At 70.7% G+C, this 22,384-nt stretch carries 21 protein-coding genes and 5 pseudogenes; 13 read left to right on the forward strand and 13 right to left on the reverse strand.

What is annotated here, in order from left to right; all coding sequences use genetic code 11:
- Positions 1–43: 43 nt before the first annotated feature.
- A pseudogene (locus C2L59_RS50250) lies at positions 44–124 on the forward strand (TetR family transcriptional regulator); the annotation flags it as partial.
- 235 nt (positions 125–359) lie between these two features.
- Positions 360–569, forward strand: a complete 210-nt coding sequence (locus C2L59_RS50255; protein WP_199199824.1) for a hypothetical protein — start codon at positions 360–362, stop codon at positions 567–569.
- Between the two features lie 126 nt (positions 570–695).
- Here the strand turns inward: C2L59_RS50255 and C2L59_RS50260 are convergent.
- Together C2L59_RS50260 and C2L59_RS07965 are read right to left on the reverse strand one after the other, a co-directional pair.
- Positions 696–1,673: pseudogene (locus C2L59_RS50260) on the reverse strand (CaiB/BaiF CoA transferase family protein); the annotation flags it as partial.
- 74 nt (positions 1,674–1,747) lie between these two features.
- Entirely contained in the window at positions 1,748–2,212 is a 465-nt protein-coding gene (locus C2L59_RS07965; RefSeq protein WP_255410249.1) for a fumarylacetoacetate hydrolase family protein, read from the reverse strand.
- Here C2L59_RS07965 and C2L59_RS50265 point away from each other — a divergent pair.
- A pseudogene (locus tag C2L59_RS50265) lies at positions 2,168–2,293 on the forward strand (TetR/AcrR family transcriptional regulator); the annotation flags it as partial. The gene C2L59_RS07965 and the pseudogene C2L59_RS50265 sit on opposite strands and share 45 nt — an antisense overlap.
- Positions 2,294–2,599: 306 nt before the next feature.
- Here C2L59_RS50265 and C2L59_RS50270 read toward each other — a convergent pair.
- The 3 genes and pseudogenes from C2L59_RS50270 to C2L59_RS07985 form a co-directional block, all read right to left on the reverse strand.
- Positions 2,600–3,344, reverse strand: a pseudogene (locus tag C2L59_RS50270) (GAF and ANTAR domain-containing protein).
- A gap of 655 nt (positions 3,345–3,999) precedes the next feature.
- Entirely contained in the window at positions 4,000–4,914 is a 915-nt protein-coding gene (locus C2L59_RS07980) for a M56 family metallopeptidase (protein ID WP_103348863.1), read from the reverse strand.
- Positions 4,915–4,919: 5 nt separating this feature from the next.
- Complete coding sequence (locus C2L59_RS07985; protein ID WP_103348864.1) at positions 4,920–5,297, reverse strand: BlaI/MecI/CopY family transcriptional regulator; 378 nt, start codon at positions 5,295–5,297, stop codon at positions 4,920–4,922.
- A 96-nt stretch (positions 5,298–5,393) separates the two neighbouring features.
- Between C2L59_RS07985 and C2L59_RS07990 the strand changes: the two are divergent.
- The 3 genes and pseudogenes from C2L59_RS07990 (at position 5,394) to C2L59_RS48700 (ending at position 7,204) form a co-directional block, all read left to right on the forward strand.
- A pseudogene (locus tag C2L59_RS07990) lies at positions 5,394–6,058 on the forward strand (DedA family protein).
- Between the two features lie 42 nt (positions 6,059–6,100).
- Positions 6,101–6,706 carry a phosphatase PAP2 family protein gene (locus C2L59_RS07995; RefSeq protein WP_103348865.1) on the forward strand — a complete coding sequence of 202 codons (606 nt, stop codon included), beginning with the start codon at positions 6,101–6,103 and terminating at the stop codon, positions 6,704–6,706.
- A gap of 84 nt (positions 6,707–6,790) precedes the next feature.
- Positions 6,791–7,204 (forward strand): cation:proton antiporter, encoded by a 414-nt coding sequence (locus C2L59_RS48700; RefSeq protein ID WP_233223341.1) that lies wholly within the window; start codon positions 6,791–6,793, stop codon positions 7,202–7,204.
- Positions 7,205–7,425: 221 nt separating this feature from the next.
- On the opposite strand, the gene C2L59_RS08010 is transcribed toward C2L59_RS48700, so the two are convergent.
- A complete protein-coding gene (locus C2L59_RS08010; RefSeq protein WP_103348866.1) occupies positions 7,426–8,304 on the reverse strand; it encodes a cyclase family protein in 879 nt (292 codons plus the stop codon).
- On the reverse strand, positions 8,297–9,856 hold the full coding sequence (locus C2L59_RS08015; protein ID WP_103348867.1) for an FAD-dependent oxidoreductase: 1,560 nt from the start codon (positions 9,854–9,856) through the stop codon (positions 8,297–8,299). Before C2L59_RS08015 ends, C2L59_RS08010 begins: the two co-directional genes overlap by 8 nt.
- 71 nt (positions 9,857–9,927) lie before the next feature.
- Here C2L59_RS08015 and C2L59_RS08020 point away from each other — a divergent pair, with 71 nt between their 5' ends.
- Complete coding sequence (locus tag C2L59_RS08020) at positions 9,928–10,368, forward strand: MarR family winged helix-turn-helix transcriptional regulator (RefSeq protein WP_103348868.1); 441 nt, start codon at positions 9,928–9,930, stop codon at positions 10,366–10,368.
- On the opposite strand, the gene C2L59_RS08025 is transcribed toward C2L59_RS08020, so the two are convergent.
- Genes C2L59_RS08025 through C2L59_RS08040 form a run of 4 tightly spaced genes read right to left on the reverse strand, consistent with a single transcriptional unit; the run spans position 10,346 to position 13,327 of the window.
- Complete coding sequence (locus C2L59_RS08025) at positions 10,346–11,431, reverse strand: amidohydrolase family protein (RefSeq protein WP_103348869.1); 1,086 nt, start codon at positions 11,429–11,431, stop codon at positions 10,346–10,348. The genes C2L59_RS08020 and C2L59_RS08025 overlap by 23 nt on opposite strands.
- Positions 11,428–11,847: a hypothetical protein gene (locus C2L59_RS08030; protein ID WP_103348870.1), complete on the reverse strand. Its 420-nt coding sequence runs from the start codon at positions 11,845–11,847 to the stop codon at positions 11,428–11,430. Before C2L59_RS08030 ends, C2L59_RS08025 begins: the two co-directional genes overlap by 4 nt.
- A gap of 34 nt (positions 11,848–11,881) precedes the next feature.
- A complete protein-coding gene (locus C2L59_RS08035; protein ID WP_103348871.1) occupies positions 11,882–12,454 on the reverse strand; it encodes a VOC family protein in 573 nt (190 codons plus the stop codon).
- Between the two features lie 30 nt (positions 12,455–12,484).
- A complete protein-coding gene (locus C2L59_RS08040; protein ID WP_103348872.1) occupies positions 12,485–13,327 on the reverse strand; it encodes a fumarylacetoacetate hydrolase family protein in 843 nt (280 codons plus the stop codon).
- 140 nt (positions 13,328–13,467) lie between these two features.
- Here C2L59_RS08040 and C2L59_RS08045 point away from each other — a divergent pair, with 140 nt between their 5' ends.
- The 3 genes from C2L59_RS08045 (at position 13,468) to C2L59_RS08055 (ending at position 16,811) form a co-directional block, all read left to right on the forward strand.
- The gene (locus C2L59_RS08045) at positions 13,468–14,181 is read left to right on the forward strand and encodes a GntR family transcriptional regulator (RefSeq protein WP_199198973.1); all 714 of its coding nucleotides are present in this window, start codon (positions 13,468–13,470) and stop codon (positions 14,179–14,181) included.
- Positions 14,182–14,334: 153 nt separating this feature from the next.
- Complete coding sequence (locus C2L59_RS08050; protein WP_103348873.1) at positions 14,335–15,237, forward strand: alpha/beta hydrolase family protein; 903 nt, start codon at positions 14,335–14,337, stop codon at positions 15,235–15,237.
- The gene (locus tag C2L59_RS08055; RefSeq protein ID WP_103348874.1) at positions 15,237–16,811 is read left to right on the forward strand and encodes an FAD-dependent monooxygenase; all 1,575 of its coding nucleotides are present in this window, start codon (positions 15,237–15,239) and stop codon (positions 16,809–16,811) included. Before C2L59_RS08050 ends, C2L59_RS08055 begins: the two co-directional genes overlap by 1 nt.
- Before the next feature lie 3 nt (positions 16,812–16,814).
- On the opposite strand, the gene C2L59_RS08060 is transcribed toward C2L59_RS08055, so the two are convergent.
- Positions 16,815–17,990 (reverse strand): amidohydrolase family protein, encoded by a 1,176-nt coding sequence (locus C2L59_RS08060; protein WP_103348875.1) that lies wholly within the window; start codon positions 17,988–17,990, stop codon positions 16,815–16,817.
- 90 nt (positions 17,991–18,080) lie between these two features.
- Complete coding sequence (locus C2L59_RS08065; RefSeq protein ID WP_103348876.1) at positions 18,081–18,767, reverse strand: GntR family transcriptional regulator; 687 nt, start codon at positions 18,765–18,767, stop codon at positions 18,081–18,083.
- A 179-nt stretch (positions 18,768–18,946) separates the two neighbouring features.
- Between C2L59_RS08065 and C2L59_RS08070 the strand changes: the two genes are divergently transcribed.
- From C2L59_RS08070 to C2L59_RS08080, 3 genes are all read left to right on the forward strand, one after another.
- Positions 18,947–20,182, forward strand: a complete 1,236-nt coding sequence (locus C2L59_RS08070; RefSeq protein ID WP_103348877.1) for an MFS transporter — start codon at positions 18,947–18,949, stop codon at positions 20,180–20,182.
- A 661-nt stretch (positions 20,183–20,843) separates the two neighbouring features.
- Positions 20,844–20,987 (forward strand): hypothetical protein, encoded by a 144-nt coding sequence (locus C2L59_RS47375; RefSeq protein ID WP_158263026.1) that lies wholly within the window; start codon positions 20,844–20,846, stop codon positions 20,985–20,987.
- A 278-nt stretch (positions 20,988–21,265) separates the two neighbouring features.
- Positions 21,266–22,279 carry an amidohydrolase family protein gene (locus tag C2L59_RS08080; RefSeq protein WP_103348878.1) on the forward strand — a complete coding sequence of 338 codons (1,014 nt, stop codon included), beginning with the start codon at positions 21,266–21,268 and terminating at the stop codon, positions 22,277–22,279.
- Positions 22,280–22,384: the final 105 nt, after the last annotated feature.

The following is a 22,384-nucleotide window of genomic DNA, read 5'->3' on the forward strand; positions in this document are numbered from 1 at the left end:
CCGTCGCGGCCGCAAGCCCGGACCCGGCAGCACAAGGCAGGCGGTGCTCGACGCGGCGAGAGCGCGGTTCGCCCGTGACGGCTTCGCCGGGACCACGATCCGCCGGATCGCCGCCGACGCCGGGGTGGACGCCTCCCAGGTGATGCAGTTCTTCCGCTCGAAGGACGACCTCTTCGCCGCCGTCATGGCCGTCCCCGTGTCGGCGCTGGAGCGGTTCGAGACTGCTTTCGAGGGGCCGGACGAGCACCTCGGCGAACGCGTGGTGCGCGCGTATCTGCGTGCGTGGGAGGGCAGCGCTGAGGAGTCGGAGCCCCTGATGGCGATGCTGCGGGGGCGCGGTCGGCAACGAGAACGCGTGCGTGCAGCTGCGCGAGTTTATCCAGTCCCGGTTGCTGCACGGCGCCGGTGGCGGTGGCGATGCGATGCTGCGCGCCGGCCTGGCCGCGGCGATGCTGGTCGGCATCGTCACCAGCAGGCGGATCATCGGGGTGCCCGTGATCGTCGCTGCCGACACCGAACAGATCGTGGCGACCGTCGGTCCCGCGATCCAGCAGGTCCTGACCGGCTGACGGTTTCACCCGGCGTCCGGCCACGCGCGGATCTCCTTGTCGTGCTCGCCCGGCGCAGGCGGAGCGGTGTGGGTCCGCGGAACCTCGGTGCCGTCGAGGCTCGCCATCCGCAGCGGCGGTCCCGGCAGCCGGATCGTGCCGAGGGGCGGGGTGGTCGACGTTGATGACCAGACCTTGGCTGAGGGTCTGGTCCCAGGTGTAGACCTCGTCCAGGGTGCGCACCTTTCCCGGCGGGACACCGGCCTCGGCGAGCCGGCGGAGCCAGTCCGCGGAAGTGCGCTCGCTCAACTGTTTTTCCAGGACGGCGGTCAGCTCGTCGCGGTACAGGACCCGGTCGCGGGCGGTCGCGAAACGCGGATCCGTCGGGTCGAGCCCGGTGGTCAGCGCGACAGCACGCCACTGGTGGTCGTTGCCGACCGCGATCTGGATAATGCCGTCCTGGGTCGCGCACGCTCCATAAGGGACGATCGTGGGGTGCTGATTGCCCAACGCGCGGGCCACCTCACCGGCCACGGTCCAACGGGTGCCCTGGAACGCGTGGGCTCCGACGATCGCCGCCAGCAGCGACGTCCGCACGACGGCGCCCCGGCCGGTGTCCGCCCGCTCGGCCAGGGCCGACACGACCCCGAAGGCGCCGTACATCCCGGCGAGCAGGTCACCGATGGGTACCCCGACCTTCGTGGGTTCGTCCGGGCCCGGCCCGGTCAGGGACATCAGCCCGGCCTCACCCTGGGCGATCTGGTCGTAACCGGCCCGGCCGCCCTCGGGCCCGTCGTGGCCGAACCCACTGATCGACAGCAGGACCAGGCGGGGGTTGAGCTTGTTGAGGCGGTCGAGGCCGAAGCCGAGGCGCTCCAGTGCATCCGGCCGGAAGTTCTCGACGAGGACGTCGGCTCGCTCGACGAGCCGCTCGAGATCGCGCCGCCTGGCGTCGGACTTGAGGTCGAGCTGGATCGACTGCTTGTTGCGGTTCGCCGACAGGAAATAGGTGGAGACCGGGTCGTCCGGCGGTCCCACGAACGGCGGGCCCCACTGCCGCGACTCGTCCCCGACCCCTGGCGCCTCCACCTTGATGACCCGGGCACCCATGTCGCCGAGCATCATGGTCGCGTGGGGTCCGGCCAGGGCGCGGCTGAGGTCGACGACGAGGACGCCGGCCAGCGGTCCCGCCGTGGCGCTCACTGCCCGTTCCCGACAAGCCGGTGATCGTTGGCCACGATCGGGTTGCACAGGGTACCGAGCCGCTCGACCTCGACTTCGACCTCGTCACCCGGGTGCAGCAGCCACGGTGGTGTGCGGGCGTAGCCGACGCCGGCCGGTGTTCCCGTGGCCAGCAGGTCGCCGGGTCGGAGCGTGAACGTGTGCGAGATCAGGGAGAGGGTGTCGCCTACCGTGTAAGCGATTCCGGCGGTGGAACCGTCCTGGACCAGCTCGCCGTTGACCCGCGTCCGGACGCGGAGGCCCTCACGCAGGTCGCCGACCTCGGCGGCCGGGACCATCGGGCCGAGCGGCCCCGAGCTGTCGCCGTTCTTGCCGAGGATCCACTGGCTGGTGAGCTTCTGGGCTCGGCGCGACGTCACGTCGTTGAACGTCAGCACATCCTCACGTGCGCGTGGAAGTGCTTTTCCCGCAACGGTTTTCATGCCACGTCGATCGACGACGTGATCGCCGAGACGGGCATGTCCTCCAGCGCGGTCTACCGCTACTTTCGCAGCAAGGACGACCTGATCGACGCGACGACCGAGGAAGGCATGACGCGCGTACGCGAGATCTTCATCGAGATCCTCGATCGGACCCCGTGTCCCTCACCCGCCGAAACCGTGGTGCTGCTGACCGGGGAGCTGGAAAGCCGGACGGCTCATCCGGACTACGACATGACGCGTATCGCGCTGCAGGCATGGGCTGAGGCGTTGCGAAACCCGCGCCTGCTGGACCGGGCTCGAACGATCTACACCGAGACCCTCGACCAGGGCCGGTCAGCCGGTGGGCAGGTCGATTTCGGTGTGGCGATCGGCGAGCGTCCGGGCGAGCTAGGCCAGCTTGACGTTCAGGTCTTGCGACGCCCGCCGCAGGATGTCGAACGCTTCGTCCGCGGAAGCACCGCGCCTGACCATGATGATGCCCTTCGCCCGGCCGATCACGTCCCGGCCGTCGATCGCCTTGCGCAGGTGCGTGGCCTGCAGTTCCGCCCGGGTCACGGCGTCAGTGGCGGCCAGGGCGAGGGAAGCGTGGGTCGCCAGCAGCAGCTACACGTCGCGGTCGGCTTCGTTCAGGCCATCCCGGGACCGCGAGTAGACGTTGAGGGCGCCGCGGGACTCCCCGCTGGGCGGCCCGCTGATGAGCGCGGTCGCGAAGACGGAGCCGAGGCCGAGCCCCGGACGCGGCCGGGGCCCAGCGGGGCCACCGTGGCCCGTCTGTCAGATCCGGGGCGATCGCCGCCGCCGGGCCGCCGGGGACGGCGGCTTGGACGCGCGGACCTTCCCGGAACCGGTATTGCAGCCGGTCGAGTTCGATGGCGACTTCGTCGGTCTCCGCGGGCGTGTGGAAGTGTCTGCCGGCGTCGAGCAGGGTGAAACTGGCGAGATCGGCGGCCGGGACCATCACCGTGGTGGCGTCGAGCACGCGCTGCAGGATATCCTCGACGGTCGCCGCGGCGAGCAGGTCAGCCGTCAGCGGGGCGAACTGCCGGCTCAGTGGACCGTGGCCCGCCTGTGCTGGCTCAAGGTCCGCGACGAACGCCGCTTCGTCGAGCTGCCTGTCCTGCTCACTGCCCATGCCGTTCTCCCTGAGGGTCGCTCTGGAAGACGGCTGCCTTCTCAACCATCGCGACGACCAACCTAACCTGCCGGGCCGACCGGCCGCTACGAGCCGGCGGCCGGTCGCCGGCGAACTCACAGCGGCTCCGGGTTTGGAAGCCGGGGAGGCCGGGTAATGGTGGCCGTAGGTCCGAATCCTCCCGTACGGGCTTCTTCGGACCCAGACCCCGCCAGCTCTAAACACAGGGCCGGCGGGGTCGCTCGAACGGGACCCCTTCGGCAGGCGTTTCGCCCTGAGGAGGCGAGCCGGCGGAACCAGCTGACCGGCGTGCCGTAGACCCCGCGCCGGGCCTGCAGCGCGATCGGCCAAGGCGCCTTCGCGCAATCACGATCGAACGCCGGAGGGCGCCGGCACCTGGACGACCCGGACCGCCCGTACCGCGACGATCGGCTCCTCGCACCTCGGCCACGTTCAGCGGGCCGGCTGGTGGTGGACCTGTCAGAAATGACCTACCTGAGCATGGAGGCCGTGCCCCGCTCGCAGTGCTGACGCGCCTCTGCATCGCCGATGGGCGGGTCTCCGGAGCTTGGCGTCGGAACCAGCCCAGCGGAGACTGACCGTACGGGACGTCCTGCGGTCGGCGCGTCCCGTAGCGACTGTCCGAATGGATTGCTCAGTGAGCGTGCCGATCGGCGCCGGCGTGTGCTGTCTCGATGCCGGTGTGCAGGTCGGTGGCGCCGTCCAGGGTGGTCCGGGCCGACCACACCGTGACACCGAGGATCAGCAGGCCGCTGAGCAGGGCGGCCGGGAGCTGCCGGGCCGGTGTGTCGAGCAACGCGGTGACCCGGCGGGGAACGGGGCCGCCGGTCGCGGCGAGGGCGAAGCCAGGCCGGGTCCGGCCGGCGAGCGCGGCCTTGGCGACCGCGGTCGCGACGAGGGTGCGGTCGCCGACGTGGCGGGCGGCCGCTTCGTCGGCCCAGCGTTCCAAAGCGAATGCGGCCGCCGCGCTGAGCGGACGCAGCAGCGGGTTCAGGACGCCGGAAATCGAGATGGCGGCGAAGAAGTAGTGGTGGCGCAGCCGCAGATGCGCTTTCTCGTGGGCGAGCAGCGCTTCACGTTCGCGGGTGTCGAGGGCGTGGAGCATGCCGTGGGAGACGGCGATCCGGCCGCCGCGGCCGGGCGCGGCGAACGCGACCGGCTCGTCCTCGGGTAGGACGACCACGCCTGGTCCCGGCTGGTGCCGGTCGATTTCCCGGGTGAGTTCACGCAGCCAGCGGACGTAGCGGACGACGGTGAGAGTGCCGGTGACGGAGAGCACGAGCAGCAGGATTCCACTGACGACCGCCATGGGGACGCTGGTCGATTCCAGGTTACGGATGGTGTCGGGTGACCAGTGGCCGGCACGGGCGATCGGCGTGAGCAGGGCCAGCCCGGCTACGGCCTGGAAGGCGAGGGTGGCCGTGCTGGCCAGGGCGAGGACGAGACAGCCACCGGTGAGGAGCCAGCTCGCCGCGCGGGGCGGCAGGTGCGGGGCGACGGCGCGGGCCAGTGGCCAGGCCGCCAGCGGCACCCAGGCGTCGAGGTCCATTGCCGTCAGCTCTCGTGGTCGCGGAGGAGTTTCCGAGGCAGCTGTTCGTCTGTTTCGGACAGTGTGGAGACGAATCGGGCGAGCACGCTGTGGCGGTCCGGCTCGCCGTCGAGGACCTTCGTCATGCGGCGGGCGGCCAAGCCGGGCTCGTCGTCGACGGCGTGGTAGCGGAACGAACGTCCTTGCTTTTCGCGGCTCGCCATGCCCTTGTCGTGCAGTCGGGAGAGGATCGTCACGACGGTGGTGTAGGCCAGGTCGCCACCCAGCCGCGCCTGGACGTCTGCCGGTGCGAGCGGGCCGTCGGCGGCCCACAGCACCGCTAGCACTTCGGCCTCCAGCTCGCCGCGTGCCCGCCGGGTGGATTCGTCCCGCCGCCTGCGCATGCCTTCACCCTACCGAGCAACTGGACGTTCGAAGCCACACCGCCACCGTGTGCATCTACGAGTAGTGTAGAACTACTACATAGTTGTCGTAGGTTGATGGACAGTTCCGTCGTGGGAAGAGGCGGCGCGCGTGAACCCGTTGGTGTCACGTCGTGGCTCTCGAGCCTCGGCGCAGTCAGCGTGTTCGTTGTGCTCTTCGCCGAGACCGGCCTGCTCGTCGGTTTTTCCTGCCGGATGACTCGCTGTTGTTCACCGCCGGTGTGTTCTGCAGCACGAGCGCGACGGCGGTGGTGCACCTGTCGTTGCCGGTCGTGCTGCTCGCTGCGGTGGCCGGCGCGCTCTCCGGTGCGCAGGTGGGCTTCGTGCTGGGCCGCCGAGGCGGTCGCGCCGCGCTGGCGAAGGTCGGCAACCGGCATCTGCATCGTGGCGTCGAGCGTGCCGAGGAGTTGCTCGTACGCTACGGCTACCCGAAGGCGATCGTGCTGGCGCGGTTCGTGCCCGTGGTGCGGACCGTGCTGAACCCGCTGGCCGGCATGCTGGCTGTCCCAGCCAGGATCTTCGTGCTCTGGCAGGTGCTGGGCGGCGTCGTGTGGTTGGTCGGGATCACCGTCGCCGGGTACTTCCTCGGGGCGAGCATCCCCGGGGTCGATCAGTATCTGCTTCCGATCATCGCCGTCGTCGTGGTGATATCGCTGGTTCCGCTGGCGCTCGAGGTGAGGCGGGCGCGCAGGTCGCGGAAGACCTCATCGACAGTCAAGTAGAAGTGCCAGGGTGCTGCAACTCGATCGGGAGGGAACGAAGGCGTGGACGGCGGAGCCATCGACGGCGGCTGGTACCTGAAAGTGACCGGCTTCGCCCGGCATACCCCGTGGCTGCACGGATTCCTGCAGATCTTCTGCAACGCCGGCCTGCTGCTGTTGGCCGTCCTGGCGGGCATGCTGTGGTGGCGGGCGCGCCACCAGGCCGCCACGCGGATGGCGGCCGTGCTGTGGGTTCCCACCGCGGTCCTTCTCGCCTACGGCGTGAGCAACCTGGTCAAGGTCGCCGTCCGAGAGCCGCGCCCGTGCATCCGTTACCCGACTGTGCCGACCGTCGCCACTTGCGACTTCGCGACCGACTACTCGTTCCCCAGCAACCACGTGACGATCGTCGTGGCCGCGGCGATCGCTCTGCTGATCGTCAGTCGACGCGCCGGGCTCGCTGCACTGGCGATAGCGTTGGTGATCGGGTTTTCTCGGGTGTACCTCGGGGCGCACTACGTGCATGACGTATTCGCCGCTGCGGTGTTGGGAGCGGTCGTGGCGGTGTGCGGTCTGCTCACGCGTGGACCGCTGACCACGCTGGTCGACCGGATGCGAGCCGGGAGACTGCGGCCGCTGGTCGGGACGGCAGTCGTACCGTTGACCTGACCGATGCCCGGTCACGCAACGCGCGGGGATCTCGTCGTCGAATTCGGCCGTGGCGGTGTCCAACCGTCTCAGTGCCCGCCTGCGGTGCCCACGCCGGCCTTCTTCCTGGTCGCCGCGGCCGTGGGCGCCGACCAGGTGCCGTCCCTGCGGCAGGTGTCTCTCGGCGTGGTGGAGGACGTCGTCACCGTCGCGTTGATCGTCATCCTCTTCGACGGCGGCATGACGATCGGGGTGCGCCGGCTGCGGCGCATGCTCGGCACCGTGCTGTCGACCGACGTCCTGGGCACCTTCATCACCGCGGCGCTGCCGGCGTGCGCGGCTCACCTGCTGTTCGGTCTTCCGTGGGTCAAGCGCGTGACGATCGAGGACCTGTGGCCCACGACGCCGTGGGTCTTGCGGGCGGTCACGGTCGCGGTGTTGTTGCCATGTGAGGCGGACCGCGTCCAATGGTGCGGTCCACGAACCCGCCCGGACTCGAGCGCCACAATCACGAAGTAGGGCAAGCCGCCCGTCCGCTGCGCGGCAGCGAAGCCCCGCTCAGTGCGGTGCGTAACTGATCGACGTCTACGCGTCCGCGTACCAGCGCGGCATAGCCGCTGCCGTGGCCGCGACGGTGCTTACCAGCCAGCGACAACTCTGCGACCGTCCGCCTGGTCAGGCATCGGTGAAACTCCTGCCGAAGCCGGGTCTCCGCTGACCATCCCCATTTGAAACACAAGCTAGAAGATCGCCTGGGGGTTCACCGGCACGCCGGTGGCACCGCGCAGCCGGGGCGGCGCGATGGAGAGGAGGAACGCGTACCGGCCGAGCTCGGCGCAGACCGCCGCCAGTTCCTCCACTTCGGCGCCGTCGATGAGCGGCATGCCGAGGCGGGCCAGCCCGATCATGTGCAGCGGCAGCGGGACCTGCGGGTCGACCGGTGGGTGCGCGTCACCGATGTCGCCGGCGTAGACGGAAACGTCGCGTTGCCGCATCCAGGCGACGGCGTCGACGGTCATGCCGGGCATCGGGTTCGCCGGGTCCCGGGAAAAAGCCCAGCCGCCGCGCACCACCAAGGCGTCTCCCGGCTCCAGGCGTTGCCCGCCGCGTTGTTCCGCGGCGTCGAGGTCGGCGCCGGTGACCGAGTACGCCGGCGGCAGCCGGTCACCGGGAGCGAGATCGAGCAGGACGCCCCGGGTGAGCACACCGTCGGCGAACGCGGTGGTCGACCCGTGGTGGACGCCGGTCGGGGTGACGGCTTCGGCCAGGGGACGGCCGGGGTAGACGTGCCCGTCGATCGGTATGTGCACGAGCGCGTCCAGGTGGGTCAGCCCGGGGTTGTGCGGGGTGATGACCAGCACCTCGGCCATGCCCATCGGCGGGGTGCCGGTGTAGAGCATCGCCTGCTGCACCGGTGGGGACGGCGGGGTGGGCGGGGCGAACGGCCCACCCATCATCGACGCCGGTTCGATGGGCCTGGCCAGCGACACGCACCGACCAGTGCGGGCCTCCGCCAGGGCTCGCGCGCGGGTCACGTCGGTGATCAGGTTCAGGGTGCCGAGCTCGTCGTCGGCACCCCACCGGCCCCAGTTGGTGAGGCGGTCGATGTTGTCAGGCACGTGTGGGCTCCCGCGTGTTCAGGCTGGTCAACCGGTCGAGGGCGGCGCGCAGGCCGGTGTCACCGGAGCCGCGCGCGCTGAGGTAGCCGTCGGGACGGACGAGGATCCACTGCCCCTCGGTCAGGGCCAGCGTGTCCCGGACGCGCCCGTCGGGGTCCCACACGCCCTCGTCCCGCCGACACGGGCTGATCGTGATCTTCTCCAGCCAGGCCGGCAGTGCCGGGTCCGCCGAGGGGCTGTTGCCGGCGAGGACGAGCAGGTGCCAGGCCGGGGTCCTGAGCAACGCGCGCAGTGCGGTCCAGCCGGGGGATTGCGCATCGGCCGCGGAGACCTGGGTGAGTCGCTGGCCGGGTCGGGGACCCTCGCCCGGCTCCCGGCCGGGCACCGTGAGCGGGCTGTCGGGATAGGCGATGCCCAACCCCGACATGCTCCGGATGAGCTGGCGCATGAAGCCGTGATCGGAGTCGTGGGTGTCTTCGCCGCCGGTGTCGACCATGGCCGTGTTCATGACCTTGCCGGTGGAGGCGAGCAGCGCCTGGCCGATGGGAACGCGCTCGGCGTCGTAGGTGTCGAGCAGCACGGGATCGGCGTGACCGTGGACGACCATGGCCAGCTTCCACGCCAGGTTGTACGCGTCCTGGATGCCGGTGTTGAGGCCTTGCCCGGACGCGGGGGAGTGGACGTGGGCGGCGTCACCGGAGACGAAGCACCGCCCGACGTGCATGGCGGGTACCGCGCGCTGCTGGATGGTGAATTTCGACGCCCAGCTGGGTCGCTCCACGACGGTGTCGCGCCCCAGAGCCTGTGACAGCTTGGTGCTGAACTGCCGGGCGATCTGCTCGGGGTGCTCGGGCTGCCCTTCGCCGGTGGTGTCCAGCAGCCGCCACTTGCCCGGGTCCGGGAACGGGAACATCATCAGTGCGCCGCCGGCGGGAAACAGCCAGTGCACACCGTCGCGGTCCAGGTCGGTGCGCACAGCCGCGTCGGTGATCAGCCAGGTGTGGGCGGCTTCACCGGTCAGCGGCAGCTCCAGCGTCTTGCGGACGGTCGAGTGCCCGCCATCGCAACCCCACAGGTAGCGGGCGCGCACGGTCTCCTGCCTCGAGCCGTCGCCGGTGCGCAACGCCGCCGTGACGACCTCGTCGTCGTGCTGGAACGACTCCAGCGTGGTGTTCCACTCCACCTCGACCCCGGCCGAGCCAGCGTGCGCACGCAGCACGCGCTCGGTGATCACCTGGTCGATGTTGAACATGTACGGGAACCGGGTCGCCAGGTCACCGAAGTCGAAGTCGACCCGGCTCGCGCGGCCGGCCTGGTGGCGGATGAACGCGTTCACCCTCGTGCCGTGCGGGGCGATGTCACCGAGAATCCCGAGCTGGTCGTAGATCTCCAGGCTGCGGGCGTGGGTGCCGAGCGCGCGACTGGTCGTGGCCGGGCCCGGCGCGGCGTCCACCAGGCGCACCGAGACGCCCCATCGGGCCAGCTGCAGCGCCGCCGTGAGCCCGACCGGCCCCGCGCCCGCGACGAGGACGTCAACGTCATAGCCTGTCATGCCCTGTCCTCTCCCAGTGTCACCTACCCTGACACTGGGAGGTTATCCCAGGAGCAGAAGGAGCGCGAGCCATGGGCCGGGAAAGTCACGACGAGGTGGACCTGCCCCTGCTCGCACTCCTGCAGCGCGGTGTCCGGTGGTTCTCCGAGGAGCTGGTGGAGCGCCTGGACGCCGCCGGCGTCGCCCCCATCACCCCGGCGCACGCGGCCGTGCTCGCGCACCTGGACCCCAGCGCGCCGCTGAGCGTCGCCGAACTCGCCCGCCGGGCCGGGGTCACCCGCCAGACCATGCACCGCGCGGTCATCCAGCTCGTCGACGAAGGCCTGCTGACCAGTGCGCCGGGGCCGGGGTTCCCGCGCAGCACCCTCATCGGGCTCACCACCGCGGGTTGTCAGCGTCGTGACGTCGCATCGGGGATTCTCCGTGACCTGGAGCAGCATCTGGAAAGCCGGCTGGGACCGGCGGGACTCGCCGGGTTGCGCGACGGGCTCACGCGAGCGTGGCCGCGGTGAAGAACGGCTCCTGCTCGATGCCGCCGCACCAGACGCGCAGGATGTTGCGGGTCGCGGTGATGTCGGTGGTCGGGTCGCCGTCGAGCAGGACGAGGTCCGCGCGCAGGCCGGGTTCGACGGCGCCTCGGTCGTCGAAGCCGAAGTGGTGGGCGGGCAGGACTGTGGCCGCGCGGAGGGCTTCCACGGGCGACAGCCCGGCGTCGACGAGCAGTTCCAGTTCGTGGTGGAGGCTGCTGCCGTGCTCGACGCGGGCGGGTGCCCCCGGTGCGCTGTTCGCGTCGGTGCCGGCGAGGACCGGGACGCCGGCGGCGTGCAGCGCGGCGACGCTGCGGGAAGCTCCCGCGAACGCTTGGGGGCGGCCCACGTTGCCCGCGATGGTCTCCATCATGGACAGGGTCGGGACCGTGATCGTCTTCGCCGCAAGCGCTTCCGCGACGAGATCGGCGGTCAACGGCGCACCCAGCGGGACGTGCGTGACAACGTCGGCGTGGATTCCCACGGCCAGCGCGAACGCGCCCGGCGACGCGGCGTGCGCGACGACCGAGCGCCCACGGGCGTGGGCGGCCTCGACGAAAGCATGGGCGGCCGCCGGCTCCGGACCGCCCTCGCCGGGGGCTTCGAGCACCAGCTTGAGGTAGTCGGAGCCATCAACGATGCGCTGGTCCACAAAGGACTGCGCCTGCTCGGCCGTCCGCAGGACGGCGTTGTCCGGGAGGCCCGGCATCCGGGAGTGCGGGCCGCCCGGGCCGATCGCCGGGGTGCCCGCGCTGCGGATGTCGCAGAGACCCGGGATGCCACGCAACGCCGCGAGCCGGCTGGGTGGCCAGGTCGCCATGTCGAGGCCGGTGGTCACGCCCCACCCGGTGAGCTTTTCCAGCGTCCGCCGGTCTTGGAGGTGGATGTGGGCGTCGATCAGCCCCGGCAGCAGCACCGCGCCGCCGCCCTCGACGACCTCGGCGCCGGCCGGGTCGGTCCCGATGACCGGTCCGTCGATGACCACAGTGGACGGTCCGGTGAGTTCGCGGCCGTCGAAGACACGGATGTTGCGCAGCGCGGTCTTCACGAAGGGATCCTCCCGGCGGTGGCGGCGAGCCGGTAGGCGTCGCGGACCGCGGGGACCAGGCGGGCCGCGGCCGCCGGGTCGACGCGGTCGGGAACGAGTTTCAGGATGTCGCCGGAGCGGCGGTCCGGTGGGACGTCGTCGCCGCGGGCGGCGATGACGGCGTGGAAGTGCGGGTAGTTCTCGCCGAAGACGAGCAGGTACGTCGCCGGAGCGCCGGTGACTTCGGTGACCGCGGCGACGAGGTCACGGGCGCGGCGGGCGAGCGAATCCAACTCGCCGTCGTCGAGTCCGGTGATGCGCTCGGCGTGGCGCCGGGTGCGGAGGATGAACCAGCCGGGTACCGCGTAGGGGGGCACGACCTCGGCGGCCCACAGGTCGTCGCGGAAGACGACCGATGACTCTTCGGCGTCTTCCATCCGGCACAGGAGGCACTCGAGGGGAGTCAACGGTTCAGGGGGCACCGACGAGCACCGACATCGGGTTGGGGAGCTCGGCCTTGAGCGACCACGCGCGGTCGGTCAGCTCGCCGACGTCGGCGCCGCCGCGGCGGGCTTCGAGCATCGTCTGCGGGTCGAATGCCGGGCCGACCGAGTCGGCGGCGTACTCCGGGCCGTTCATATAGGCGGTCGCGTCGTCGGGCTCGGCGAAGTTGTCCACCTGCATCTCGACGAAGTTGCCGTCGGGGTCCCGGTAGTACATCGACGTGGTCACGCCGTGGGCGATGCACACGGCCGGCGCGACTCCCTTGTCCCGCAACGACTCGTAGCGCGTGAGCAGGTCGTCGAGGTGGTCGAAGGTGTAGGCCGTGTGGTGCATCGCGGCGGTGGCCGGCGTCTTGCGCTTCAGCGGGACGGGGGAGTTGAGGAGCGCGACGCGGTGGTGCTCTTCGTCGAAAGTGATGAAGGTGAGGTTGTCGTCTTCGTAGACGACGTGGGCATCCAGCACGGCGCAGTACCAGTCCCGCATTTCCGTAGCCTGGCTGGTCTGGAACACCACGTGGGCGAACTTGGGCTTGGCGGACATCGGGTTTCCTTTCTCGGCGGTGAGCAAGGGTCACGACGGGGCGGTGAACCGGGTGCGCATCGAGCCGATGCCTTCGGCGAAGGTCACCAGTTCGTCGCCGGCGGTCAGGAACCGGGCGGGGCGGCGGGCCATCCCGATCCCGGCCGGGGTGCCGGTGAAGACGACGTCACCGGAGTAGAGGGGCAGAATCGAGGACAGGTGGGCGATGATGTCGGCGACGGGGAAGATCATGTCCCCGGTGCTCGACTTCTGCATCTGCTCGCCGTTGAGTCGGCAGCCGAGGCCGATGTCGTCCCGGTCGGGGAACTCGTCGGGGGTGACCAGCTCCGGTCCCATCGGCGCGAAGCCGGGGTAGGACTTGCCCAGGTTGAACTGCGGGGTGGGCGGCCGCAGCTGCAGCTCCCGTTCCGAGAGGTCCTGTCCCACGGTCAAGCCGGCGACGTGGTCCCACGCCCCGGCGGCGGACACCCGGTAGCACTCTCGGCCGAGCACGACGACCAGCTCGGTCTCGAAGTCGACCGAGCCGCGGGGGAGGTCGACGACAGCCTCCGGGCCAGTGATCGAGGCGGGGAACTTGGTGAACACCAGAGGCGCGTCCGGAACGTCCATTCCGGACTCCGCCGCGTGGTCGCGGTAGTTCAGCCCGATCGCGAACACCTGCCGCGGTCGCGGCGCGGGCGGGCCGAGCAACTCCGCCCGGTACGGCCGCGTCGGGCCCTCTGCGTAACCCGCGGCCCAGGCGCGGAGGTCGTCCCAGCGGTCGTAGAGGGCTTGCGGGTCCGCGGGCAGGGTGCCGCCGGTGGCGGACTCGACGTCGACGAGGCCGCCGTCGACGACCAGGCACGCCCGGCCGGCTTCGTTGACGATGCGCATGGCAGGAAACGTAGCAATTATATGTGATAACAGCAAGGCTGTGCCGGACAAGCGTTCGCCCAGGTGGGCGTTATAGTTGAGGACGATTCGGCTCGCATCCGACTGAGCAGGGGGGTCCCGTGGCATCACCGTCGACCGGTGTGCGACCGATCGAATCGCGTTCGGTCACCGAGCAGGTCACCACGGAGCTGCGCCGGTCGATCCTGTGCGGGGACCTCGCGCCGGGGCGTGAGTTCTCGCTGCGGGAGATCGCCGGGATGCTCAACGTCAGCTTCATCCCGGTCCGGGACGCGTTGCGCAACCTGGAGAGCGAAGGTCTCGTCATCACCCGTCCCGGCCGTAGCGCCCTGGTCGCCCCGCTGGACCTCCAGGACCTGCACGCCATCTACCGGCTCCGACGCACGATCGAGCCGGAGATCGCCAGTCGCGCGTGCGTGCTGCTGTCCGACGGGGAGCTTGACCGGCTCGAGCGGCAGGCCGCGGGGTTCGGCGACGAGCGGCTGGGGATGGACGAAATCTACGACGCGCACCACGAGTTCCACCTGGCGCTGCTGGCGCCTGCCGCGAGCGCGTGGGACGTGCGGCTGCTCAGCACGCTCTGGCGCGCGGCCGAGCGCTACATCCGGATCGGCTTCGGGGCCCTCGATCCCGACCCGGAGGAACACCACCGCCGCGAAGAAGCCCACGAAAGCCTGATCGAGGTTTTCCGCCGCCGGGACCCGGAGGCGGCCGCGCAGGCGGTGCGCGACCACCTCGAGCGCAACGAGCAGCTCGCCTTGCGAGCCCTCGGCGACGGCGAGCCGGCCGATGCGCCGAAGCGTGCGCGGGCAACCAAGAAAACCAAGACCCGCTGACTCTCTGACGAGGCGTGCCGGCTCAAACGTCGACGTTGCCGTTATCACATATAGCGTCTATTCTCCCTGGCACGGTGCCGGGCACGAGTGCGCTCTTCGCAGCCCACGTGCGGGTCGGGGCACTCCCCTTTTCCCTTCGGCAGGAGGCCGACGATGGCCCAGCAACGCGAAATCCTGACCTACGAAACCGATGGCGTCACGCTCACGGCTTGGGCAGCCGGACCCACGGGCTCAGCGGACCGGCCCTTGGTCGTCGCCGTGCACGGCGGCACCTACACCGCTCGCTACTTCGACGTCGCGGGTTCGGCCGGCGGCTCGTTCCTGGACGTCGCCGTCGCGCACGGGCACCGGGTGGTGGCGTTCGACCGGCCCGGCTACGGCGGCAGCACCCCGCTCGCCCCGGCGGCCAACACCTTCGAGCGGCACCGTGAACTGCTGACCGCCGCGATCATCGCCGCGACGAAGGACGCGGGCAGCGAGCAGGTGTTCCTGGTCGGGCATTCGATCGGCGGGATGATCGCCTTGATGATCGCGGCGAGCCACCCCGACTTCCCGCTCATCGGGGTCTCGGCCACGGGGATGGGCGCGGTGATCCCGTCGGGCGGTGCGGCCGAAGCACTGGGATCGCTGCCGCCGGACGACACTGTCGACCTCCCGTACGAACAGCGCGACCAGGTGATGTTCGGCCCGCCCGGTACCTACACCGCGGACGGTCTCGCGCAGGCGCACGAGGCGTACGCCCCGGTTCCGGTCCGGGAGCTGATCCAGGCGCCGGCCTGGCCTCGCGAGCACCTGCCCACGGTGGCGCCGAACGTGCGCGTCCCGGTCCACAACGCACTCGCGGAGTTCGACGCGTTGTGGGCTAGCAACCCGGAGAACGTCGCGAAGTTCGCGGCGATGTTCGGCTCGGCGCCGTTCGTGGACGCGAGCGTGGCCCGCGGCACCGGCCACAGCATCGACCACCACGTCCTCGGCCACGCGCTGCACCTGCGTCAGCTGGCCTTCGCCGCCGAGTGCGCCGCCTGGGACCGCGCCCACGTCGAAGGCGCGCGGTGATGCCGGTCGACGACCTTCCCGACGCCGTCCCGGTCCTGCTCGCCGGCGGGGGACCGGTCGGGCTGGCCGCGGCGGTCGAGCTCGGCCGCCGCGGCGTCGAGTGCCTCGTGGTCGAGCCGCGCGTGACGGTGTCCACCGCGCGGCCGCGCTGCAAGACCCTCAACGTCCGCACCATGGAACACCTGCGCCGGTGGGGGCTGGCCGAGCGCCTGCGGGAGCGGGCGCCACTGCCGGTCGGCTGGTCGCAGGACGTCGTGTTCTGCACGTCGCTGGCCGGGTGGGAGCTGTCGCGGTTCACCGGCGTCCTCGGGCTGGCCCCCGACGGGGACCGCTTCGCCGAACTCGGTCAGCAAGCTCCCCAGTACGTCCTGGAGGAGACGCTGCGCGAGGCCGTGGACGATCTCGACGCGTGCCGGCTCGCGCTCGGTGCCCGGGTGACCGAGCTGGAGCAGATTGACGACTTCGTGGTCGTCACGATCGAAACCGCCGCCGGGGAAAGCAAAGTCGTCCGCGCCGAGTACGTGCTTGGGTGCGACGGCCCGCGCAGCACGGTCCGCGACCGGATCGGGTCGGCCTACGTCGGCGACGAAGCGCTGCGCCCCAACTTCGGCATGGTGTTCACCTGCCCGGAGCTGAACACCCTCACGCGGCACGGGCCGGCGGTGCAGTACTGGGTCGTCAACCCGTCGGCGCCCGCGCTGGTCGGCCCGCTGGACCAGGCGGGCACCTGGTGGGCCATCGCCTTCGGGGTCGACCGGGAGACAGGCGAACGCGAAGCGCGCGCCCTCATCGACGCCGTGGCCGGGCGGCCGGTCGCGGCCACGGTCGTGTCGACCGATCCGTGGACCGCACGCATGCAGATTGCCGACCGGATGCGGGACCGGCGGGTCTTCCTCGCGGGCGACGCGGCGCACCTCAACCCGCCGTTCGGCGGCCACGGCCTGAACACCGGCGTGGCCGACGCCGTGGACCTTGGCTGGAAGCTCGCCGCAGTCCTGGGTGGCTGGGCGGGTCCCGGCCTGCTCGACAGTTATGAGGCGGAGCGGCGGCCGGTTCAGGAGCGTGTCATCGCGGCGGCGACGGCCAACATGCGGGTGCTCTCGACCGAGCTGCTCGCCGACAACCTCGAAGACGACGATGCTGCGGGCGCGGGCGCGCGGGAAGCGGCGGGCGCCCGGATCCAGAAGACGAAGAAGGCCGAGTTCCATTCGCTCGATCTCGTACTCGGCCTGCGGATCGACGAGTCACCCGTGCTCCCGTCCGATGGTGGAGTGGCGGCGGGAGCGCGGCTTCCTCACGCCTTCCTCGACGACGGCCGGTCGCTCTACGACGTGCTGGGGCCGGACCACACTTTGCTGGTGCTGAAGGAAAACACTGGCGAGGAGCGGATCGCCGACGCTGCCCGCGAGTACGGTTTCCCGCTACACGTCACCGATCTGACGGGCACCGGGTACGCGCAGCAGGCGTCCGCCGCGTTGTTGCTGGTGCGTCCTGACCAGGTTGTCGCATGGTCGGGGCCCGCGAGCCCCGCGGACGCCGGGGCGTTGCTCGACGTCGTCCGCGGGGCTCGCTGACCGTCAGGCGGCGGGCGCGTGCTCGATCCCGCCGGCCCAGACACGCTGGATGCGGCGGGTCGCCCGGATGTCGGCGACGGGATCACCGTCGACGAGCACCAGGTCCGCGCGATAGCCGGGGAGGATGACGCCCCGGTCGTAGAGCCGGAACGCCTGTGCGGGCAGGACGGTCGCCGCCCGGAGGGCCTCGACGGTGCTGAGGCCGGCACCCACCAGCAGCTCCAGTTCGTGGTGGAGGCTGCTGCCGAACGGCGGGTTCACCGGGATCCCCGGCGTGTGGTTCGAATCCGTGCCGGCGAGGATCTGCGCGCCGGCACGGTGGAGGGCAGTGACGCTGTCGCGGGCGGCGGCGTAGCTGGTGCCCGGGATCCCGAGCCCGGCGAACCCCTCCATGATCGTCAGGGTCGGTACGGAAACGCGGCCGCGGGAGGCGTACTGCCCCGCGACCGCCGGCGTCAACGCGGTGTCGAGCGGGACATGGTGGATCATGTCGACCCCGGCGAGCAGGGCTTCGGCGACCGCGGCGGAGGCGGGCGCGTGGGCCATGACCTGCTTGCCGTAGCGGTGGGCGACCGCCGTCAGGGCGTTGAGCGTGGCCTGGTCCAGTCCGGGGATGTCGATGATCAGCTTGATGTAGTCGGATCCTTCGGCCACCCGCGCGGCCACGAACGCCTCGGCCTGACTCGGGCTGCTGACCAGCGCCGACTGCGGGAATCCGGGGATCTGGCTTTCCAGGCTGCCGGGGGCGGTCGCGGGCACGCCCGCGCTGCGGATGTCGGTCAGGCCGGGACGGCGGCGCAGCGAGTCGACCAGCGACCGCGGCCAGCACGCCATGTCCAGGCCGGTGGTGACGCCGTAGCTGGTCAGCTGCTCCAGCGTCGCCACGTTTTCCAGGTGGATGTGGGAATCGATCAGGCCGGGCAGCAGTGTGGCGCCCTTGCCGTCGATCACGCGGGCGCCGATGGTGGTGACGCCGATCAGGCCGTGGTCGATGACCACGGTCCGCGGCGCCGACAGCGTCCGGCCGTCGAAGACTCGCACGTTGGTCAGCGCAATCTTCTCGCTCGCCGCGGTGTCCGCGGCCAACGCCGTTCCGGTGGCCAGCGCGGGAATCCCGACGGCGGCGCCGGCCGCGGCGGTGCCGAGAAACTTCCTCCTGGTCCAAGGGGTACTGCTCATGGCGTCATGTCCTCTCGTCATCGGGCGAACAAAAGATATATTTGATAACACTCAGGCTCGTGAACGACCTGAAGATCGGCGTGGGCGGGGTCAGAGGTGGTTCGGTTCGTCCGGAGCGCCGCGGATCAGCAGGGAGGCGGTGTGGGCGATGTGGTCGCGCAGCAGCTCCTGGGCGCGGTCGGAGTCCCGCGCGATCGCCGCTTCGAGGATCTGCCGATGTTCGGAGGCGAGATCCCGGTCCGGTTCGGTCCCGAAGGACACCGACCACTGCAGGTAGAGCTCCGCCTCCTGGCGCAGGGAGCGGGCCGTGGCGACCAGCCGCTGGTTGCCGCAGCCGGCCAGCAGGGCCGCGTGGAACGCGCTGTGGGCCGCGGACCACTCGTCGCACGGGTGGTCGGGGTCGTCGGCGTGCTCGAACGGGGTCCGCTCCAGGAGGTGGTGTGCGGCCATCGCCTGGGCCTCCCAGTGCACGCTCCCGTCCTGGATGGACAGCCGCAGCACCAGTGACTCGATCTCGACCCGGGCCTGGGTCAGCTCGGCCAGGTCGCGGTGCGACAGAGGAGTGACAAGGTAGCTCTGGTGGGGCCGGGTCGTCACCAGGCCGTCGGCGGCCAGCCGGGTGAGGGCTTCGCGGGCCGCGCCGACGCTGGTCTGGTACCGCTCGGACAGGAGGGGGAACTTCAGCCGCTCGCCCGGGGTCAGCCGGCCGCCGAGGATGTCGGCGCGCAACCGCTGGTAGACCGCGTCCGTTCGGGTCGCGCCCGCACTCCCGCTCATGGCGACATCGTAACGGGTTACGAGTGCAGCCCCAAGATTCGAAAGTTTATTGACAACTCGAACATTGTCGACGTAGAACAGACCGCACGAGGTGCGGCCTGTCGGCCCGGATCGGGAGACCAGGGGCGGCGGTCCGCCGCAGCGATCTTTCTTGTTTCGCAGACAACCGGAGGCCGTTGATGTCCTCTCTCGCTGCCCTGCCGCGGTCCCCGTGGCTCGTCGTCGCCCTCGGCTTCGGCGCCATCGTCTTCGAGGGCTACGACCTGATCGTCTACGGCTCGGTGGTGCCCGCCATGCTGGCCCATCCGGGGTGGGGGCTGTCCGCGGCCGAGGCCGGCGCGATCGGCAGCTACGCCCTGCTGGGCATGTTCCTCGGGGCGCCGGCCTCGGGGTGGCTCACCGACCGGTTCGGGCGGCGCCGGCTGTTCATCGGCCTGCTCGTGTGGTTCTCGGTGATGATGGTGCTCGTCGCGCTCGCCCCGACGCCGGGTTTGCTGGGGTTGTTCAGGTTCCTGGCCGGGCTGGGCTTCGGCGGGATCCCGCCGACCGCCATCGCCCTGGTCGTCGAGGCCGCGCCGGCGGGCCGCAAGCTGTTCTACAACTCGGTGATGCTGTCCGGGTTCCCCGTCGGCGGCGTCGTCGCGGCGGTCGCGTCCCTCACGCTGCTCGGCCCAATCGGGTTCCGCGGGCTGTTCGCCCTCGGCGTGCTGCCGTTGGTGACCCTGGTGCCCCTGGCGTGGTGGGTGCTGCCAGAGTCTGCTCGCTTCGCCTCTGCCGGGGCGGAATCCGGCGACGGGAAGGTCCGGGCGCTCCTGCGCGGCCGGGCCGCGGTGGCCACGCTGCTGTTCGCCGTCGCGAACTTCTGCGGCTTCCTCCTGGTGTTCGGGCTCAACACGTGGCTGCCGCAGCTGATGCGCGGCGCGGGCTACGACCTGGGTTCGGCCCTGACTTTCCTGCTGCTGCTCAACATCGGGTCGGTGGTCGGCGGCCTGGTCGGCGCCGCGATCTCGGACCGCTTCGGCGGCCGTGCGGTGGCGACGGCGCTGTTCGTGCTCGCCGCCGCGGCCATGCTGCTGCTGACCGCGCCCCGGTCGCCGATGGCGACGTCGGTGCTGGTCTTCGTGGCCGGGGCGATGACGGTCGGCAGCCAGTCGGTGTTGTGGGGGTACGTCGCCACGCACTACGACACCGCGGCGCGTGCGACCGCCCTCGGCGTCACGTCGGGCATCGGCAGGCTCGGCGCGGCCGCGGGGCCGGCGATCGGCGGGCTGCTGGTCGCGAACGGCGTCGGGCTGGCGGGCAATGTCCTCGTGTTCGCCGGGGCCGCGCTGGCCGGTGCGGTGAGCAGCGTCCTGGTTCCCCGGCGTCGCACGGCGGCGGCTACGGCGGCGCTCGCAGCGGATCCCGCCTCGTAACCCCGGACAGCGGTGCCCCGCCGGGATGCCGCGTGGCCCGGCGGGGCACCAGAACGCGTCAGAGCCGAGCCGTCACTCGGCGTTGCGGTGGCGGTCCGCCCTCTTCGAAGGGGTAGTCGGTGCCGAAGACGATGTGGTCGGCGCCCGGTGCGCGCAGGGCGCACTGCGGCGGCGCGTTGTCGCGGACACCACCCGTGGTGATGTACAGGTTGTGAAACAGGCAATCCGACGGGTTTTCGCGGGCCGGCTCGATGCCGTGGTGGTGGGACCCAGCGCGAGTCGGGCCGCCAGAGTACGTGCGGCAGTCCTTCGCCTAGCTGGCCGAGAAGCAGCTTGGCGTCGGGAAACTCGTCGAACACCAGCCGCAGCACGTGGGACGACGTGTCCGTGCCTCAGCTCCACATCGGACCGATCAGCTCGGGGGTGGCCGGACAGGACGTGCGCGGTGCCGACATCGTTGGCCGGGTACAGGTACAGCGGGACGTCGAGCCCGGTCGCACAGTCCCACACCACCCGCAGTGCCGGTCCTGCGTGTGCGCGTTGACCAACGCGCAGTTCAGGCCCAGCTGGGTGACGGCCCGGGCTTCGTCGGTCACGGCGGCGGCGGCGAGCTTTCGGTCCAGGGCCGCGTCGATGACGGCACGAGCGGCCCGGCGGCCCCGTGGTCGTCGACGGCACCTGCCGGCGCAGGTTCGACGCGCTGGGCGCCACGGCGGTCATCGTCCGTCCCGATCTGTACGTCTTCGGCGCCGGTACCGATCCGAATGGCTTGGCCGTGGCGCTGCTCGACGGATTCGTACAGTGACCCGGTGACAGACATCGACGGGGCGGCCGACTCCCGGCAAGGCATCCAGTCGGTCGAAGTCGCGTGACCGTGCCCCCGGTGTGGGTCGGCGGATGCTGCGCTGGTGGTCACGGGGACATCGTTGCTCCCTGCGCGGGCGTTCCGCGGTACGCCCTGAGATCGCATCAGGGTTCACCATGATGAAGTGACTTCACTTATCATGGAAGAGTGGCTTCGCGGCTGTCAAACCTGGGCATCCTCGCCGCGACAGTCCGGCATTTCGAAGGAAAGGAACTGCTGTGAAGATCGTGACCCTCGAGGAGCACTACCTCGACGTCGCCGTCGCGCGGGCCAGTGCTCCCGCCGCGCAGGCGCTGAGCCCGCACTTCGCCGCGAGCTTCGCCGCGGACAGCGGCTTGCCGTACTCGCCGAGCGCCGAGGTGCTACGCGATCTCGGCGAAGGGCGCATCGCCGACATGTACCGCCACGGCATCTCGATGCAGGTCCTGTCGAGCCTTTCGACCCAGCAGTTGCCCGCCGACGTCGCGGCCGATCTCGTGCGCACGACGAACGGCACCCTCGCCGATGCCGTGCGCCGGCACCCGGACCGGTTCGCCGCCTTCGCGGCGCTGCCGACATCGGTGCCCGAAGCCGCCGCCGCCGAGCTGGAACGCTGCGTCGGCGAGCTGGGGTTCGTCGGCACGATGATCATGGGCCGGACCGAGGACGAGTTCCTCTCGGTGCCCCGGTTCGACCCGATCCTGCGCGCGGCCGCCGCGCTGCGCGTGCCGATCTACCTCCACCCGGGTGTCCCGCCACAGGCGACGAGCGCCTCGAACTACGAAGGGCTCGATCCGCTGGTCACCGCGCGGTTCCAGACCGCGGCCTGGGGGTGGCACCAGGAAACCGCGGTGCACTTCCTCCAGCTGGTCCTGGGCGGCGTTTTCGACCGGTACCCGGACCTGCAGGTCATCCTCGGTCACTGGGGCGAAATGGTGCCGTTCTACCTGGACCGGCTCGACGAGGCGCTGCCGCAGCGCGTCACCAAGCTGGAGCGATCCATCGGCGACTACTTGCGGCAGAACGCGTACGTCACGCCGAGCGGGATGTTCAGCCACGCGCAGCTGCGGTACTGCGTCGACGTCCTGGGTGCCGATCGGATCATGTACTCCGTTGATTATCCCTTCATCGGCAACGAAAGCGCGGTGGACTTCCTGGACAAGGCCGACCTGCCCGAGGCGGCGAAGGAGAGTATCGCCCACCGGACGGCTGAGCGGCTGCTGGGTCTGCCGCAAGACTCGACCGTTCGTTGACGAATCGAATGGTGCCGAGTGGACAGGAAGCACCTTGAACCGGCACCGACCGCGGGAGGACCATCCACACAGGACCAGTCAGCACCAGGACCCGCGTCCGCGCTC

It is taken from the genome of Amycolatopsis sp. CA-128772, assembly GCF_002904295.1.
GTDB lineage: Bacteria > Actinomycetota > Actinomycetes > Mycobacteriales > Pseudonocardiaceae > Amycolatopsis.